This window comes from Rhodomicrobium sp. (assembly GCF_047605405.1).
Taxonomy (GTDB): domain Bacteria; phylum Pseudomonadota; class Alphaproteobacteria; order Rhizobiales; family Rhodomicrobiaceae; genus Rhodomicrobium; species Rhodomicrobium lacus.
Genome location: NZ_JASGFR010000057.1, coordinates 1 through 16749, shown reverse-complemented (window position 1 = coordinate 16749; position 16749 = coordinate 1). Strand labels below are relative to the sequence as shown.

8 protein-coding genes, 1 pseudogene and 1 CRISPR repeat array are annotated in these 16749 nt (G+C 60.7%); of the genes and pseudogenes, 6 read left to right on the top strand and 3 right to left on the bottom strand.

The annotated features are described in order from the left end of the window. The first annotated feature begins 703 nt into the window (after positions 1 to 703). From QM659_RS16040 to QM659_RS16015, 6 genes and pseudogenes are all read left to right on the top strand, one after another. Positions 704 to 1466, top strand: a pseudogene (locus QM659_RS16040) (IS5 family transposase). 1259 nt (positions 1467 to 2725) lie between these two features. Continuing rightward, positions 2726 to 3139: an ExbD/TolR family protein gene (locus tag QM659_RS16035; protein ID WP_415189194.1), complete on the top strand. Its 414-nt coding sequence runs from the start codon at positions 2726 to 2728 to the stop codon at positions 3137 to 3139. Between the two features lie 75 nt (positions 3140 to 3214). Further along, entirely contained in the window at positions 3215 to 3799 is a 585-nt protein-coding gene (locus tag QM659_RS16030) for an energy transducer TonB (protein WP_415189195.1), read from the top strand. Positions 3800 to 3826: 27 nt separating this feature from the next. Next, positions 3827 to 6490: a TonB-dependent receptor gene (locus QM659_RS16025; protein ID WP_415189193.1), complete on the top strand. Its 2664-nt coding sequence runs from the start codon at positions 3827 to 3829 to the stop codon at positions 6488 to 6490. Between the two features lie 2 nt (positions 6491 to 6492). Next, a complete protein-coding gene (locus QM659_RS16020; RefSeq protein WP_415189192.1) occupies positions 6493 to 7170 on the top strand; it encodes a MotA/TolQ/ExbB proton channel family protein in 678 nt (225 codons plus the stop codon). Continuing rightward, entirely contained in the window at positions 7171 to 9078 is a 1908-nt protein-coding gene (locus QM659_RS16015; RefSeq protein ID WP_415189191.1) for a bifunctional 2',3'-cyclic-nucleotide 2'-phosphodiesterase/3'-nucleotidase, read from the top strand. A gap of 284 nt (positions 9079 to 9362) precedes the next feature. On the opposite strand, the gene QM659_RS16010 is transcribed toward QM659_RS16015, so the two are convergent. From QM659_RS16010 to QM659_RS16000, 3 genes are all read right to left on the bottom strand, one after another. Beyond that, complete coding sequence (locus QM659_RS16010; protein ID WP_415189190.1) at positions 9363 to 10145, bottom strand: hypothetical protein; 783 nt, start codon at positions 10143 to 10145, stop codon at positions 9363 to 9365. 459 nt (positions 10146 to 10604) lie between these two features. Then, positions 10605 to 13070, bottom strand: a complete 2466-nt coding sequence (locus tag QM659_RS16005; protein ID WP_415189189.1) for a hypothetical protein — start codon at positions 13068 to 13070, stop codon at positions 10605 to 10607. A gap of 10 nt (positions 13071 to 13080) precedes the next feature. Beyond that, entirely contained in the window at positions 13081 to 16281 is a 3201-nt protein-coding gene (locus QM659_RS16000; protein ID WP_415189188.1) for a hypothetical protein, read from the bottom strand. A 195-nt stretch (positions 16282 to 16476) separates the two neighbouring features. After that, positions 16477 to 16749: a CRISPR direct-repeat array (repeat unit 29 nt; unit sequence GCGGTTCATCCCCGCGTGGGCGGGGAACA).

Sequence of the window (16749 nt, the reverse complement as noted above, 5' to 3'; positions counted from 1 at the left end):
AAAACCGGAGTACGGGCAACCGTACCGTGGGTTCGAATCCCACCCTCTCCGCCAATCCGTGTTTTGTTCCTTCGCAAAATCAGGCCCTAAAGTCGAACTCTGGCTAACGTTTCCGAGCCTGTTAGCCAATCCGAGTTTTCGCTTTTGCGACGCTCCATCGCCCTTCTGCGCTTCTTGAAGGGCGTAAATCGCGCTGTCGGCGAGCCACGCGCGATTGGCGGCTTTCGCGTAGCGCTCCACTTCCCTCGGCGTCTCGTGACCGCTCACCGACATGATTTCGTGCGACGTGCATCCGGCTTCGGCAAGCCTGCGGGCAGCAGGCTTGCCGAAGTAGATTGGGTGCCGGAGGCCAGCTCATGGGGACCGATCACAACTCAAGATCGCATTCGGAAGGCGGCCCGTCCCGATGAAATCCGTCTTCGCTGGTGGGTCGCGCCGATGGTCGACCGTATTTTCAGGTGGCATTCTGGGATCGAAGTCCGCTGCCTTTTCTAGCACCTTTCGCCAACTTCGTTCTAGCAGTTCGGGTGCCGTTCCTTCTAGCATTTTGCTAGAAGGAATAACCGCCGAGATCAGAATGATGCTAGAAAAGTGCTAGAACGAAAGCGTCGCGAGGCGCTAGAAAACGTCTAGGCTCAGGACCTATTAATTTCCATTAAGATGTGATTCAAAGCCTTTCCCGGGAGGAGGAGGTTTTGATTCGATGAGCGAACTGTTTTTACTGAGCGAGCGCCAGATGGCGCGGATATCGCCGTTTTTTCCGCTGTCGCATGGGTGCCGCGCGTCGACGACCGCCGTGTGGTGAGCGGCATCGTTTACGTCATCAAGCACGGCCTTCAGTGGAAAGATGCGCCGAAGGCGTATGGCCCGCACAAGACCCTTTACAACCGCTTCATCCGCTGGAGCAGGCTCGGCGTGTTCGACCGCATCTTCGCGAGCCTTGCCGGAGAGGGACCCAGGCCAGAGCGCATCATGATCGACGCGACCCACCTCAAGACACACCGCACGGCGGCGAGCCTGCTCAAAAAGGGGCTTTACCCCGCTTTATCGGACGAACGAAAGGCGGCCTGAACTCGAAGCTGCACGCGGTCTGCGACGAGAAAGGCCGGCCGCTCGTCCTGCTTCTCACCGAGGAGCAGTTGAGCGACCACAAGGGCGCGGCGCTGGTGCTCGACGCCCTGCCGGATGCGTGCGCGCTGATCGCCGACAAGGGCTATGACAGCGCATGGTTCCGGCAAGCCCTTGAAGACAAGGGCATCTCGCCTTGCATCCCGTCGTCCAGAAGCCGCAAGCGGCCTTACCCCTACGACAGGGCGCTCTACCGCGAGCGACACAGGATCGAAAACCTGTTTGCAAAACTGAAAGACTGGCGCCGCATCGCGACACGATACGACCGATGCGCCCACACCTTCTTTTCCGCCATACTCATCGCTGCAACCGTCATCTTCTGGTTACCTGAACAATGAGTCCTGAGCCTAGAGGAGCATTTCGAAAATAGGTTCAAGATAGATTTTGTCGCGCCCGCGTTATTGATGAGATCATGAAGCATGGCGGGTGGGAGGGCATTCCTGCGACCGAGCGGTTTATGCAAGACTTCCTAAGTTCGCCTAGCGCGGATCGCGTGCTTTACATCATTGCTTTGATACATTTCTTCCGCCAACAGGGCCTGTCGACGCAACAAATTACCGAAGGGTTAGAACTGGACACCAACAATGAGTTAAGGGATCGCCTCGAGGTCGACCTGAGGGAAGCCTATGACCGAAATCAAGCTGTTGGCCGGTATTTCGGAGTCTTATCATTGTCGAGGCGCAACGACGATCCTCTCATGTGGGCTCACTACGCTGACTCCTGCAAAGGTATATGTATCGGGGCGACCTTCGACGTCGAGTTGCTCTTAGCGTCAGAATTCATTCCTCTGCGGATCACGTATGTGGATGAACTGCCCCTACTTGGTGCTTCAGCCTTTTTCAATCGGGAACAACTCAATGTGATTGATATATGCTTAAGGTTTTCTACGCGACCAAGCACATCGCCTGGAAGCACGAAACGGGATTCAGGCTGTTGTCAAAGAAGGGGGACGTTGCTCTCAATGCACCTGAGCAATTACCGAAGTTCTTCTTGAAGAAAAAATAAGCGATTCGAATGCGAAAAGTGTGTTTAACGCCATTCAGGATCAAACCGGGACGAAGTTACTCAGGATGATGCGCGAGCCGGGTAAATGGAAGTATCGGGCGTATGGAAGCAACGTCTGACAACCAGTTGCATTACGGAGATGCGCTACATAAACGACTGGCCTGTCGAAGCCGTGGTCGAGAAATGTATTTTTCAGTTCTCCTTCGCTTGATGCGCACTGAAGGCCGGCTGCGGAAGTGCGCAGGTTAACTACCTCGGTCTTCTTCTGGGGTATTGCCGAACTGACAATCATCTCAACATGGATCATTTACCCAGCTACGAAACAAATGCTGAGGCAAGCGGCATTAGCGGCGCGGCTTTACCCGTGCTCACGAACGCCGCTTGTGGTGTGGGCCAGCGTTGATGCTTGGCGCTTTCAGTGATCAGTCGACAAGCATGCCGAGGCCTCCTCCAGTGTCAAGCTGCGAGTTCTTCGACAAACGCCCTATGGCAATTCCGCCACGTCACAGCGCTTTTAAAAATCATTCACACCTCTGTCATGCCTCTCAGGCTGTTTTGAAGCCGGGCGAAGGTGGGAGCCGGTACATCCGGCATGGGCATGAGAAACTGGCCAGAAAAACGGCGTCAGCATGCACGCATCGAGATCATTCCGATGATCGATGTGATGATGTTTCTTTTGGTTTTCTTCGTTCTTATCAGCATAAACGTGCTTCCCGCGCTCGGCTTGAAAATAAAGCCGCCGAGTTCGGCTTCGCCCGATCAGGTCGTGGAACGGCAGAAGACGATGGTCGGAATTGACCGCGACGGGAAGATATTCCTCGATGGACAGCAGATCGAGATCGCAGACCTGCCCGACCGTCTGCGCGCTCTCGAAGATCCGAACAAAAAGCTCGTGGTGATTATCGCCGGCGACGAAGGCGCGCAGCTTCAGAATATCGTCAGTGTCCTCGACGCTCTGAAGCTCGCCGGTGTCGCGAGCGCGCAGATCGTCGCTCGGCCGAGGTAACGATGGATGGGCGAGCGAAGCGACATAATCAGCAATGCCTCGGCGCTTGTGACGGTCGCCTTTCTGGGTGCGCTCGTGGCTCATTCGCGTCCGACACTGCCGAGCCAGCCGGGGCCATCGGGGCCACCGGTCGAAATCGCTCTGGAGGCGTTAACCGAGACGCCCAAGGAACAACCGAAAGAGGACAGCGCGGCTCCGATGCCTCCCACGGAGGAGGTGAAGCCGCCGGAAGAAGTCACTCCTCCGCCCCCTCCCCCGCCTCCTCCGGCACCCGAGGAAGCGCCGGAGGCAGAAAAGCCGGCTGTCGCAGAACAGGAAGAGGCTCCAACCGCTCCCCCTTCGCCACTGGTGGACGAGGACGGTCTCGCGGCGGCTGCGGAGCAAAAACGCGAGGCTACGCGCGAAAAGGAGGCATCAGCCTTCCGCACCTGCCTTCAGAAAAGCGCGCGTTATCCGTCATCGAAGGAGGCCAGGAAGCTTAAACCGCATGGCACTGTAGTTCTCGAAGTACATGTTCAGTCCGGGGCGATTGAAAATGTACTCATCGTCAAGAGTTCCGGTTCGTCCATTTTGGACGAGGCGGCGAAGGCAAGCGTCTTGAAGTCGGGATGTGGGGCAAAAAGTGAGTCCAGCATCCTATCGGGCAGCATAGCGTACTGAGTTTTAATAGGGCACTGGGGGAATATTATGCGTGGTACCATCCTGCGTGGCGTTAGCGCCACGTTACTCTTCAGCACGGCGCTTTCAACCGTCGCTTTTGCTCAATCTACATCGGCGCCGCAGGCACCCGCCGAGCCGGCGCAGGCCAATCAGCAGCCGCAGCCGTTGCAGCCGACGGCGCGCGCGGCCGAGCCTCAGGCGAGCTTCGGCACGGTTTACGCGACCGAGCCTGCGAAGCGTCCAGCCGTTGCGCTGGCGCAGCCGGGCCTCACGTCCTCGCCGACCGACTACGGCGCGCTTCTCCAGCAAACCGCGGCCGTGGCAGCTCAGGGCGGCGCAGGCACCGCGACCGAAGTCAAGGTTACGCCCGGCGGCGTGACGCGCCAGGACATCGGCGGCGGTTACATGATCCTCGAACAGGCGACGAAGACGCGCTCCACCGTGACGCGTGACGCCATCGACAAGCAGTCGCCGACCGCGAACCCGTATCAGATGATCAACCTCCTTCCGGGCGTCATCCAGTCGAGCGTCGACAACACCGGCCTCAACGGCGGCAACATCCGCCTGCGCGGCATGAACTCGGACCATGTCGGCCTGACGATCGAAGGCATGCCGGTGAACGATTCCGGTAACTACGCCCTCTATCCGCAGGAATATGTCGACGCGGAAAACATTCAGCAGGTCTCCATCGCACAAGGCTCGCCGGACCTCGACTCGCCGCATGTCGGCGCAGTTGGCGGCGTAATCAACATTTACATGCGCGATCCGGCGAAGGACGCGGGCGCTCTCGTCGACCTCAGCGTCGGCTCGGACTCGCTGTTCCGTGCTTTCACCCGCGTCGAATCCGGCGAGATCAACGGCGTCAGCGCCTATGTCAGTTATTCCAAGCTGACGAAAGATCACTGGATCGGCCCAGGCGAAGACGACCGCCAGCACATCGATTTCAAGATGAAATGGGAATTGTCGCCCGGCAATACGATCCGCTTTGCCGCCATTTATAACGACGCTACCAACAATTTCTATGCAAACCCCACGAAAGCGCAGGCCGGACAACCCTACAGCAGCTGGGGTTACGCAACGTCGCTACCGTCCTCGTTCTTTACCAGAAATGATAAAGGTATTCTTGATCAGACTGCGAACAACGCCGCAAACTACTATGACTACAAGGTCAACCCCTTCAAGAACCTGATCCTGAGCGCACCGTCGAACTTCACGCTGACGTCAAATCTCAAGTTCGATACCCTCCCGTATTACTGGTACGGCTACGGCAACGGCGGTGGCACCGCGTCGCTCACCGTGGGCACCCCCTACACCTGGGGTAACCAGCAAATCACATTCAATAATCTCAACGGAAATACCACCGTTGGGGACAAGATTCTTTTCTACAATCCTTCCATTACCGAGACGCACCGCCCCGGCGTGATCAACAAGTTTACCTATGACTATGGCGATCACCAGTTTGTCGCCGGTCATTGGTTCGAGTACGCCATGCATCGGCAATGGGCGCCGTTCGTGTCCTTGAACGCCGATGGTTCCGTATCCGACCCCTTCGCAGGCTCGGGCGCGCTGAGCTCGGCAGGAGCCACCTGCAACCTCCTGACCGACAAGACGAAGACGTTTTCGTGCTCTGGCGCGGATCTTCAAAGAAGCTATCGCAACTGGCAAACCGACACGATGACCAACATGGTCTTCCTTGGCGATACCTGGAAGGCGACCGACAAGCTGACGCTCCTCTATGGCGCCAAGCAGGTCTGGGTCGATCGCACCGTGGACAACTACAACCCAGGTGGAACAGAACACAAGCTTAACGAGAGCGAAATTCTTCCCACCGCAGGTTTGCGCTACAAGCTGGATACCAACAACACGGTTTTCGCGAATTTCGCGACATCCTTCCGCTCGGCTCCGAATTACACGCTGGCTCCCGCTGGTGACATCATTCAGGCCCTCGACGTGCCGCCGGAGAGGGGCAAATCCTTCGAGATCGGCCATCGTTATCAGGGCTCGCTCTTTGCGACGTCCGTGACTGGCTTTTTCAGCCACTTCGAAAACTTCCAAGTGTCAACAAGCGCGCTTGATACAAGTCTTGCATCCCAGAGCGTAACGGTGAACGCCGGTGAAGTCGAAATATACGGCGTGAACGCCGAGTTCGGCACAAGGCCCATCTACAATTTCAGGCCCTACGTTTCGGGTGAATTGCTTCATTCCGAAATGTTAGACAACAAGATCGAAGTGGCTGGCATCGATCCCATTGCCTATGCGAAGGATCCAAAAAGCAAGGCTACGGTGCGTGACTGGCTTCGCACCAGAGGGAACGAACTTCCCGGTGCGCCCAATTACTCCGTCGGCGTCGGCATCGATTACGATGACGACCACATCTTCGGCAACGTAGCATTCAAGTATATAGGTTCACAATATTCGACCTTCACGAATGACGAAGAGATGAAATCCTTCGGCCGCGTCGACGCCATGATCGGCTACCGGTTCGACAATTTCGGCTGGCTGAAGCGTCCGGAAATCAAGCTCAATATCTACAATATCGCCAACACGGATGATTTGACCGGCGTCTACAGTATCAAGAACAACGCCAAGACAACGACCGGCGTGAACGGCTCCACAATCACTTCGTCAGCTCCGACCTACTATATGGGCCAGGGCGCCTCGTTCCTGGTGACCTTCAGCACGGGTCTTTAATAGTGACTATCGACACTGCATATTTCCACGATGTGTGCATCAACATCCTCTACGGATCGGTGGTGGTGCTCACCTTCGTGGTGGTCGAGCGGCTCGTCTATTACGGGCTGCTCGCCCTTCGCACCAGAAAGCTCGGAGCCGCGGTTCACGGCTCCGGCCCCTTCCCCGCGACCGCGTTCCGCTCGCGAGACCTGCTCACGCGGAGCCTCGCGACCTATGTCGGAGCGCTTCGGTCGCCCGGCGCGACCCGCGAGGCGCTTGAAGATCTTTCGGCAACCCTTTTCATCAAGGTGAGCGGCAAGGTCGAGGCGCGGCTGTGGGTGCTCGATACCATCGTGACGGCTGCGCCGCTTCTCGGCCTTCTCGGCACGATCCTCGGCATCATGGACACGTTCAATGCGCTGTCGTCCGGCGGCATTTCGGACCCTGCCGCCGTCAGCCGTGGCATCGCCGCCGCGCTTCTGGCAACCGCTGTCGGCATCGGCACCGCGCTTTACGCGCTGCTCGGGCTGAACCTTCTGCACCGCGTCGAGGGGCACCTGAACGACGAGTTCAAACGCCTCATCCTCGGCAGTCACTCGCTGCCCGAGTCCGAGGTGAGGATTGCGCTTAATGCGGCGCGCCATGGCCTTGAAGGCGAACGCGGCGTCGCACCCCAAACCGCAATGCAGGAGACGTGATTGAGCATCGAAATCACCCGCCGCACCGCCCTTGGCGCGGCGGCCTATCTCGCTACCCTCGGCTTGTCGGACGCGCTCGCAGCGGACTCCGGCCCGCGCATGCGCGTTCGCCTGCTCGAAACCTCCGATCTGCACATGTTCGTGATGGATTGGGATTACTACCACGCGAAGCCCGATCCGACGGTCGGCCTGACAAGGGCTGCAACCCTCATCCGCGCGGCGCGGCGCGAAGCCCCGAACACGCTGCTGTTCGACAACGGAGACTTTCTTCAGGGCAACCCGCTCGCGGATTACATCGCGGCGCAGCGGCCCGGCATCGAACCGCATCCGCTCGTCGCGACGATGGCGGCGCTCGGCTATGACGCGGCGGGCCTCGGCAACCACGAGTTCAATTACGGCCTCGATTTTCTGGAGGCGACGGTTCGAAATGCGCCTTTCGCCTTCCTCTGCGCAAATGTCGTTCGCGCCGATGGCGCACCGTTTCTTCCGCCCTACACCGTCCTGAAGCGCGTCTTCAAGGACGAAGCAGGCGCGGAGCACGCGTTGCGCATCGGCGTCATCAGTTTCCTGCCGCCGCAGATCATGTCCTGGGACAAGGCGCGCCTTGAGGGCAAGGTGGAGGCGGGCGACATCGTGCTGACGGCCCGACGCCTCGTCCCCGAGTTGCGCGCGAAATGCGATCTCCTTATCGCTCTCTGCCATTCGGGGATAGGAACCGGCTCATGGACGGAAGGCGAGGAACACGCCGCGCTTCATCTTGCAGCCGTTCCTGGTATCGACGCGATCCTTATGGGGCACGCCCATCGCGTCTTTCCGGGACAGGACTACGCCGGCGCCGCCGACGAAGTGGACGCGGTTGCGGGGCGGCTTCACGGCGTGCCGGCCGTAATGCCGGGTTTCTGGGGCAGCCATCTCGGCGTTGTCGACCTCAACCTCAGGCGCGAAGGCGAGCGCTGGGTCGTCGAGAAAGCCGATGTAGAAGCCCGGCCGATCTATCGGCGGGAGGGCGGCACGGTTCACGAACTCACCTCCGCAGATGCGGAGGTAGCGGCCTCCATCGCAGCCGCGCACGCGGGCACGCTGGGCTGGATCGAGCAGCCCGCCGGCATGCTCGACGCTCGGATTCACAGCTATTTCGTATGGGCGGGATACGATCCGACGACCGCGCTGGTGAACGCCGCGCAGATCGCTTACGCCAAGCCGCTCCTTGCCGCTGCCGGCTTCGGCGAGTTGCCGCTGCTATCGGCGGCGGCGCCGTATCGCGTGGGCTATACGCCCGACAGTTTCATCGACATCCCGGCAGGCCCGGTCCCGATGCGCGCCGTCGCCGATCTCTACATCTACTCCAGCAATACTGTTACCGTGGTGAAGGCGACGGGAGCGCAGATCGTCGCCTGGCTTGAATGGGCGTCGCGGGTTTTCAACACGATCGACCCGTCGGCGGAAGGACGGCAGCCGCTCGTAAACACCAGGATCCCATCCTACAATTTCGACGCGATCGCCGGTCTCACCTACGCAATCGACGTGACGAAGCCATCGGGCCGCATCGCTGACGTCCGCTTTGAAGGCCAGCCGCTCGACCTGACGCGCGAGTTCGCGGTGGTGACCAATAACTACCGAGCCGATGGCGGCGGCGGATTCGCTGCGCTGAAGGACGCAGAAATTCTGCTTCGCGCGCCGGACACCAACCGGGACGCGGTTTTCCGTTATTTCGGGGCGAGGCCAACCGTTCATGTGGAGGATACGACGCCGTGGCGATTCGCGGCCGCCGGAAGGCCGGTCGAAGTGTGGTTCGACACGAGCAAAGCAGCGGTGCCGCTGATCGAGGGTAGCAGGAAGCTTGTGCTTCTTGGCGACGGCGCGCCCGGTTATGCGCGGGTAGGGGTGTCGCTTGAGAGAGAGATTTGATCCAGCGGTTCAACACGCCGGGATGTGCCAATACCAATCACAATCCCATGGAGGCGGGAGAAATATATCTTATCAATCGCGTGATGCGTACTGAAGGCCGGGAGCGGATGTTCAAAAGGTTTGAACTATAAAACGCACCTTGAGGTAAAGCGGACTCTGAGCTCTGTCAGTCTCAGACCGACCTCATTAAACAGTGTCGCGCGAATTACGTCTACCAACGACTGGGCAGCTTCCTCGGGCTTATCTTTCTACAGAATATTATATGCTGTCTCAGCTCATTTGAGCTAACTCGAATCTGGAATTGTGCCGTCCCTCGTTAAGATCGACCATGTGTCCTGCGGCGTTCCGTGGGGCCACTCGAAATGGATCTCTTTCCGGATGGAGCCATTCACGACTTCAAGCTTCGGTGGCCTGTACCCAGGCCGGATGGCGCCATCTTCGTAGGTTACGAAGAGGCCTCGAAATGGGAACCCCCATAGGCGGATGTCGATTCCGCAGATCATAGCATTGGTTGCCGTCGTCTTGACGAAGACCGGGTCATAACCAAGACCGCGAAATGCATCCATCCGCTGACGCTGCTCGAAGTCGATGAACAGACCGGCTCCTTTGGGCCAGGAGTTATTCCGAAAAAGCATGTCGACCATATATTCGCTCGGGGCTAGTTTTCCAAAGAACTTGCCGTCGACTTGAAAGTTTCCCGACGCCATGGCTCCGCACAACACTTTGAGCAACCACTTCTCAAACAAAACACCGTCGATGGTGATGGAAGGGAGTGAACTCAACTCTTTGGGCGTCTGTTTGCTGTCGATCAGCCTTAGATGTTCGAATAGCTTGGCGGCCTCTGCATCGAAGTCACTAAGGAAATTGTTGTGATGTTTGCACAGAATCGCGGATGCGAGCGAACTCGGTGATGCAGTTCCCGCCTTGCCGGGCTTAAGCCACGGGAAGCCCTGAACGCCGAACGGAGCAAGGGTCTCCAAGATGGCCTTGGAGATGAAGTGTTCTCGCGACTTACCATCACAGCTGCCTAGGTGGCGCGCATAGCATTTATCGAACGGCATTGCCATTGTGACTCCTCAGCCATGATACATGGAACGGATTTCGCATTGACACCGTCCGCAGGGTCGCTCCTGCAACATCGCTGATTAAGCGCGACACCCACCCCCCAACCCAGTTGGGATTGACTAAGTCCGCTTTCGAGGGTTGACCGGCTCATACATCTTGCGGTCCCCAGGTCAGCTCTCGACCCGACTCGGAAGAACTCGGCGATCGGGGATAAACGCCTTCGGCTCGGCATTTGCGTTCAACCGTCGCGGCGCAATGGGTCTGGTAAGAAGCTCGATCAAGGGACGGTCCGGTATCTTGGCGTCGAGGTTGATGACGCGCTTGCGATCTCCGAGCAGGTCGACATTCAAATGGTGGCGGGCGGAGCCGACGCTCCGCCTTGCAACGGAGTCTTCAGGGTCGGGAGCAGACTCGGGCGCGGCTTCTACATCCAAAAGCGGCCATGAGCGACGCCGATGTGGTCAGGGACGACTTCTTTGCCGGAGCGCCTGTTCGATGGCCTCGTCGAGCGGCGCGCCGCTGCCCGGCACCGGCTTGCCGTCCGCGCCGAGCGTCGGGTTCACCCTGTTTCCGGCGATGCAGCTCGACCAGATCTTCGCATCGCTCGGTAGCGGATAGCGTCCACACCCCCACCCGGACACGATGCAGGGATCTCCCGGCTGCGAGCAGCTATACATCGGGTTGTACTCGCCGATTGTATCGGGATGATAATATTGCGCGGTGCTAGAAGAACCATAGCCAGCCGACTTGCACAGGCAGTGATAGAAGTCGACCGGCGGCGCTACCCCCAAGCCATCAAGGGCCGCTTTCAGCTTGGTGTGATTGAGTTTTGCGAGCCGGTCCATGATGTGGGCGCGGCGCTTGGCGATCTCCTCGGGGCTGACGGGCGCGGCCTCGGGGGCGGCCGAGGCATCGGTGTCGCCTCTCAGCTTGTCGCGCAGACGCCGCAGCTTCTCGATGCCCTCGGTCTTGCCATCGAACCAGGCATCCACGGCCGCTTCGGCCTCACGCGGATCGGCACCCATTTCGGTCAGCCGCCGGATGAATTTTGTGCGGGTGATCGCATTCTGCTGCTCGATGATTTCCAGATCGGCATCCGAGATGTTCTTGTGAGCCTTGTAGATGTCGCTCGTGATGAGAACGAGTTCGCCGAGATCCTTGCCTGTATCCCACGCGAGCTTGACGGGTGCCACGAAGATGCCCTTGACGATGTCGGCGGCGACGCCGCCCTGTTCCTTTGCGTAATCCGTCCAGCTTCGGTCCGAAAAGGTCGTGCGTTCTACGGGTACCGGTTTGGTATACGAGATACCCTTTGCCGCGAGTTCCTTGATCTTTCCGTCGAGGCTCGCTTCGGACCCCTTCTCCATGTCCGCGACGATGCGCTTCACCTCGGTAAGGTCCACGCCACGGTCGTGCAGTTCCTTGGCGATGCGGAAAATGCGCGCCTGCGTCTCGTTCGTGAAGGCCGACTTGTTGAGGTCGTAGGTCTCCTTCCAGCCCGCGAGGTTCTTGCCCGTGTTGTAAAGGCCCTGGCTCACCATGTCGGCGGCGGTCTCGGCCGCTTCCCAATTGGACTTTTCGCCCTTGATCCAGGCGCGGACTTCGTTGGCGAGCCCCGCGACCGCCGATACGACCGCGATCTTTTCGGCGGTAGCCTTTGCGTTTGCTTTGAAAGCCTCGGTTCGTCCTGTCGCGGCCTTCGCGGAGTTCGCCGCGCGGGCGCGTTCGGAAAGCTCGCGGGCCGCGTCGTCGCCGAAGCGCCGACGGACATCGTCGATCACTTCGCCTTGCTGGGAAGGCGGCAGATCAGTCAGTTGATCGGCGGCGTTCGTCATCAGCCGGTCGCGATCCGGAATACGCCCCGCCTGGGCCTCGATGTTGCCGCTGGCCTCAACATTCACGCGAACGCTTTCGCCTGTCGCTTTTCCGGTCTGGTAGTCGGCCAGCGAGGAAGATTTCGCGGCACCCTTCTGGTTCGCGCGCAGCTTGTCGGATTCGAGCTGCCCCTCGCCGGGCTTCAGCGAGCGGTCGGACCCTTCGTGCGCGATGGGCGAGCCCTCGGGTGCCGCGACCCCATAGGTCTCGGCGGTAAGGCGCGTGGCCTCCGTGAAGCGCTCGATATATTTCGCCTGCTGCTGCTGGCGGATCTGCAATTCGGCCTTGAGATTGCGCGTCTCCGGCTTGATGCCGGAAGGATCGGCCTTGAGAGCGTCGGAAAGCTTGCCCTGCAAATCTTTGATCTGTCCGCTTTTCTTTGAGATCAGATCGCGCATGTCCTTCTGGTAGTCGACGATCTCGCTCGCCGTGACCGTCTCGCCCGGCGTGCGCACCTTCGCTTCGTAACTCGCCGCGCCCTGCTTCTTGTACGCGTCGTTGTTGAGCTTCGAAACCTTGGCGAAGTCATCCGCGCTCATCTGGTTCGGATTGGCCATAAAATCCGTGTTGAGCCGCTTCGCATAATCGACGTTCTGCGTGCCAAGCCGCCGGTTCATCTCCGCGTTGTAATCGCGGATCGAGCCTTCGATCTGCGTCACCTCCATCTTGCCGCTGCTACTCGACGTTATGAAATCGCTGTCAGTGCCGGGCGACGCGGCTTTCGTCGCCTTCTGGGCGTTAAGGTCGAGTCCGTTATTGCGGGCGGCGTTCGTCGCCACCTCGGCATTGAAGCGCGCGAAATCGGCTTGCACCTTCTGATAGACGTGGTCTCGCAGATGGCCCGTGCTCGCCATATTGTTGATAACGTGGTTGTTCGCTCGGACGAGCGCGAGTTGCGCCTCGCTCGCCGTGCCGAGATAGACCTGCATGATCGCCCGCGTGAGCTGAGTGTCCCAGGCGGCGGCGGAAGTGGGCGCGAGCAGCAGTAGCGGCAGCGAGACGATCAGCGCCACCGCGCCGCGAAGAAAGGATGCAGAGGCGAGACGGGACATCGTGCGGCCCTCAATTCGGTTGCGACGGTGCGTCGAGATCGGCGGCGAGGTCGTTGAGGAAGCGATCCTTGTCGAATGCGGCGTCATCGACGAGCGTCCAACGGTCCGCCGCGGTCATGCCAGCGGGCGTGACCCAGCCGCCCTCGATCCTCTTCAGGACGAGCCGCGACGGCTTGTATTCCTTCTCCGGCTCGGAGTAGATCGTCATGTATTTCGACGCGCCCGGGCCAAGATTGAACACGGTGCCGCGCAACGCAACAATGCCTGGAAGCTCCGCCGTCGCCCATGTGTCGCCGAAGGTGAGGACGATGCGCCCGTCCCAGCTCTTGTCGAGGAAGGCCGAGGAGACGGCGCGGTCCCAGACTGCGTAAGGGCCGCCGTTCGCACGGATTTGAAGGTGGGTTTTGCCCGCCATCTCGCCTTGCGTCCGGCGGATCAGGCGGAAGGCGCCCGCCATGCCGCCCCACATCTCCTGCACCTTGTCGCCGCTGAAGACGATCCGCAAGCCGGTGGTCGCGCGCGGATCGACCATCAGGGTCAAGCGGTAGGGCGTTTTGGCGATGCGCTCGTTGAAGCGCAGAACGGGCTCGGTCGACAGAAGCCCGGCCATCGCCCAATCGTTTACTTTTTCCGGTACGTCGGCGATCATCGCGCCGGAGCGGAAGACAACGAACTTCGCCTCCTGATCCGCATGAAGGCCGGCCGCCTGCCACAGCGCGCCGGGCTTGCCGTCGAAAAGAACCTGGGTCGGCAACGGGGCGATGCCGGCCGCAGGCTTCTCCCCGTCCGCTGGCTTGCCGCCGCCCTTGCGGGTGAGCGTGATGCGCTTCAGCGCCATCGAAACCGGTTCGCCATTCTTGTCGGGGCGGGAGATGGCGTAGATGCGAAACCCTTGAGCCTCGGAAAGATCGCCCCATGGCGTGACGTCGGCGGGAAGGCCCTCGCCATCCACGCGCACCCCTCCTTCGGAAAGGACGAGGCGCACGGTTTTTGGCGCCTTCGCGGGCGCCTCCTTTTCCAGCGTTGCGTTATAGTCGCGGATGAATGTCGCCTTGCCCCTGCCGTCTGCCGTCCTGCGCCAATGGAGAAGGAAGCGAGGGTTCGATGGCTCGTTGCCATTGAGATTGTGATGTGTGCTGAGACCGATGATAAAGCCCGTCGTCTCCGAGGAGTCGAAGTCGAATGTCAGCATGGCTTCGCCGCCGTTCCGCAGGGAATCGAGCCAAAGAAGAGAGCCCTCGCTGTAAAGGCCCACCAGCCCGTTGCCCGATCCTTCCGGCGCGCGCACGCGAAGCGCACCGCTTTCGATGCGAGCGTGGTCCTTGAAGCTCCCGCCCTGTCCCTGAAATACGCTCCACGGCGGCAGCACCTCGCCACCCTGATAGAGAACGAGAGTCTGCGTCTCGCCCGGCTTCATGGGCCGCGCGGGATCGTCGTCCGCTGTCGGAGCGACGGGCACGTCGATCTTCTCTGGCGCGGGGCCGTTTGTTTGCGGGTCGTCCGGCGGTGCATCGCCGGAAAGCGGCTCTGGTGTCGGCTCCTGCCGCAGCAGTTGATAGTCCATGCTGTAGAAGCCGCGCCAGCCCACGCCCGCATTCGTGGCCCATGTCTCATTGCTGGAGGTCGTCAGCACATAGCTGCCCTCGTCGAGCCGCTGGTTGACGTCAGCTTCCCAGTAGGCGTTAGGAACGCCGCCCTGACCGGGCTTGCCGCGCGCTGCCCAGCGGCCGACTTCGGTTCCATCGGGCCTGTTAAGCGCGATGACGCCCGGCATCCGGCCGCGCGCATTGTTCCAGTGGTAGGTGCCGAGCTTGCGGACGAAGATCGGACGCTTGATCGCGATCACCGTGTTCTTGCGCGGGCCGTTGACGACGGCGGCGATATTGCCGAGTTCAGCGCGCTGCACCGGCCCTTCGGGCTCAGGCTCGGCGGCGGCTCCGTCGTCGCCTCCCGAGACATCGACCGCGCCCGACGTGTCCGTCGGCGGCTTGGCCGTCGTTGTTCCCGCGAGGGTCAGCCGCGTCACCAAGCCGATAAGCGCGGCGTCATTGATGTCGAGGCGGCGCTGTGCCTCGAAGAGGATGTGCAGCCGCTTGCCATCCTTACGCGGCTTTTCGACTGTGACGGTGATGGTGTCGCGCCCCTCGAAGCGGTGATGGACGCGAAGCGCGGGCTGGCCTGCGACCGATATCTTGTCATGCGCGATTTCATCGGTATAGCCGAGCAGCGGCTCGTCGGGAAACCACCACCAGACGCGGACTTCCCGGCCTCCGCGCGGCTCGATAGCCTGCACCGTCCGGCCTTCTTCGGTGAGTTCGGCCCGCCAGCCGGGCGGGGTGGCAACGCTCGCCTCGTCGAGTTTGAAACGCCGCCACTCGCCCGTTTGCGCGGCGGCGGGGAGCGCCTGCACGAGGAGCGCACCTGCGGCGAGCATCGCCAGAAAGCCTGCGGTTTGTTTCGACGGCGTCCGCTCGGGCGCACGGCCTTCCGCGTCTGCCTTGAGGCGGTCTGCCGTCGCGCGGGCTTCGCCGATCGCTTCGGACGGAACCGGCGCATGGACCGTCACATATTGTCGGCCGCCGCGCGTCCAGAAGGCGTAGGTGATGGCGAGGACGACAGGCGTCGCGCTCTCATCGAGTTCGGCGCCGACAAGGGCGGAACCCGGAAGCCGCCAGCCGTGAACCACGCCGTTCACGAGCACGCCGTCTTCGCCGACCGAAACGACGCCGTCGCGGTAGCGCAGATGCGCTTTCGCAGCATTGCGGCCGAGGAGAAAACCGATCCCGCCGACCGCCATGATCCCAAGGGAGATGACGGCGAAGATCTGCGCATCGCCAAGGATCAGTGCCATCACGGCCGGAATCGCGACGGCGAAGCCGAGAATGATGAGGAGCGTAGCGCGGTGGCCTTCTTCGGTTTCCCGCGCCTCCGTCTGCGCGAACGCATCCCAATTGCCGCGCGCCACCCGCCAGCGAGCGAGGGGTTTGCCCTGCGCGAGGTCAGCGCGAATTTTTGCGAGACGGCGAAAGTAGAACGCGGTGATGAGCGCCGTAAGCCCGACGAAAAGTGAGAGGAAGGCGCTCGCATGGGCACCGTCGCCGATCCTTCGCCGAAGCTCCTCGTTGAACTCGATGTAGACGGCGATCCAGCCGAAAGCCGCAAGCGCAATCAGCAGGGAAATCCGCATCGCCTTGGCGCCATCGAGCAGCATGCGAACCTCCTGTGTGAAACAGCGCCAGCGCGTGCCGACCGCCGAAAATGGATCAAAAAAATCTCTTTGGACGGAACACTAAATGAATGCCTTGGCGGGTGGCATGCGGCACTTTGCGGCGGTTTGCGATGCCATGCATTTGTCCCCGCGTGGGCGGGGAACACGTTCGCGTCAGCTCGCGGCTGACCGGCTCCGCCGGTTCATCCCCGCGTGGGCGGGGAACACCCGCGCCGGAGCTTTATGAAGCGCTCGACGCGCGGTTCATCCCCGCGTGGGCGGGGAACATGGCGGCGACGCCGCCGACATGGGTAATTTAGCCGGTTCATCCCCGCGTGGGCAGGGAACACAAAGTCAAGAAAGGCATCGTGGTCTATGGCTGCGGTTCATCCCCGCGTGGGCGGGGAACACGACAGCCGCGGCAAGGTGAAGGAGCCCCAAAGCGGTTCATCCCCGCGTGGGCGGGGAACA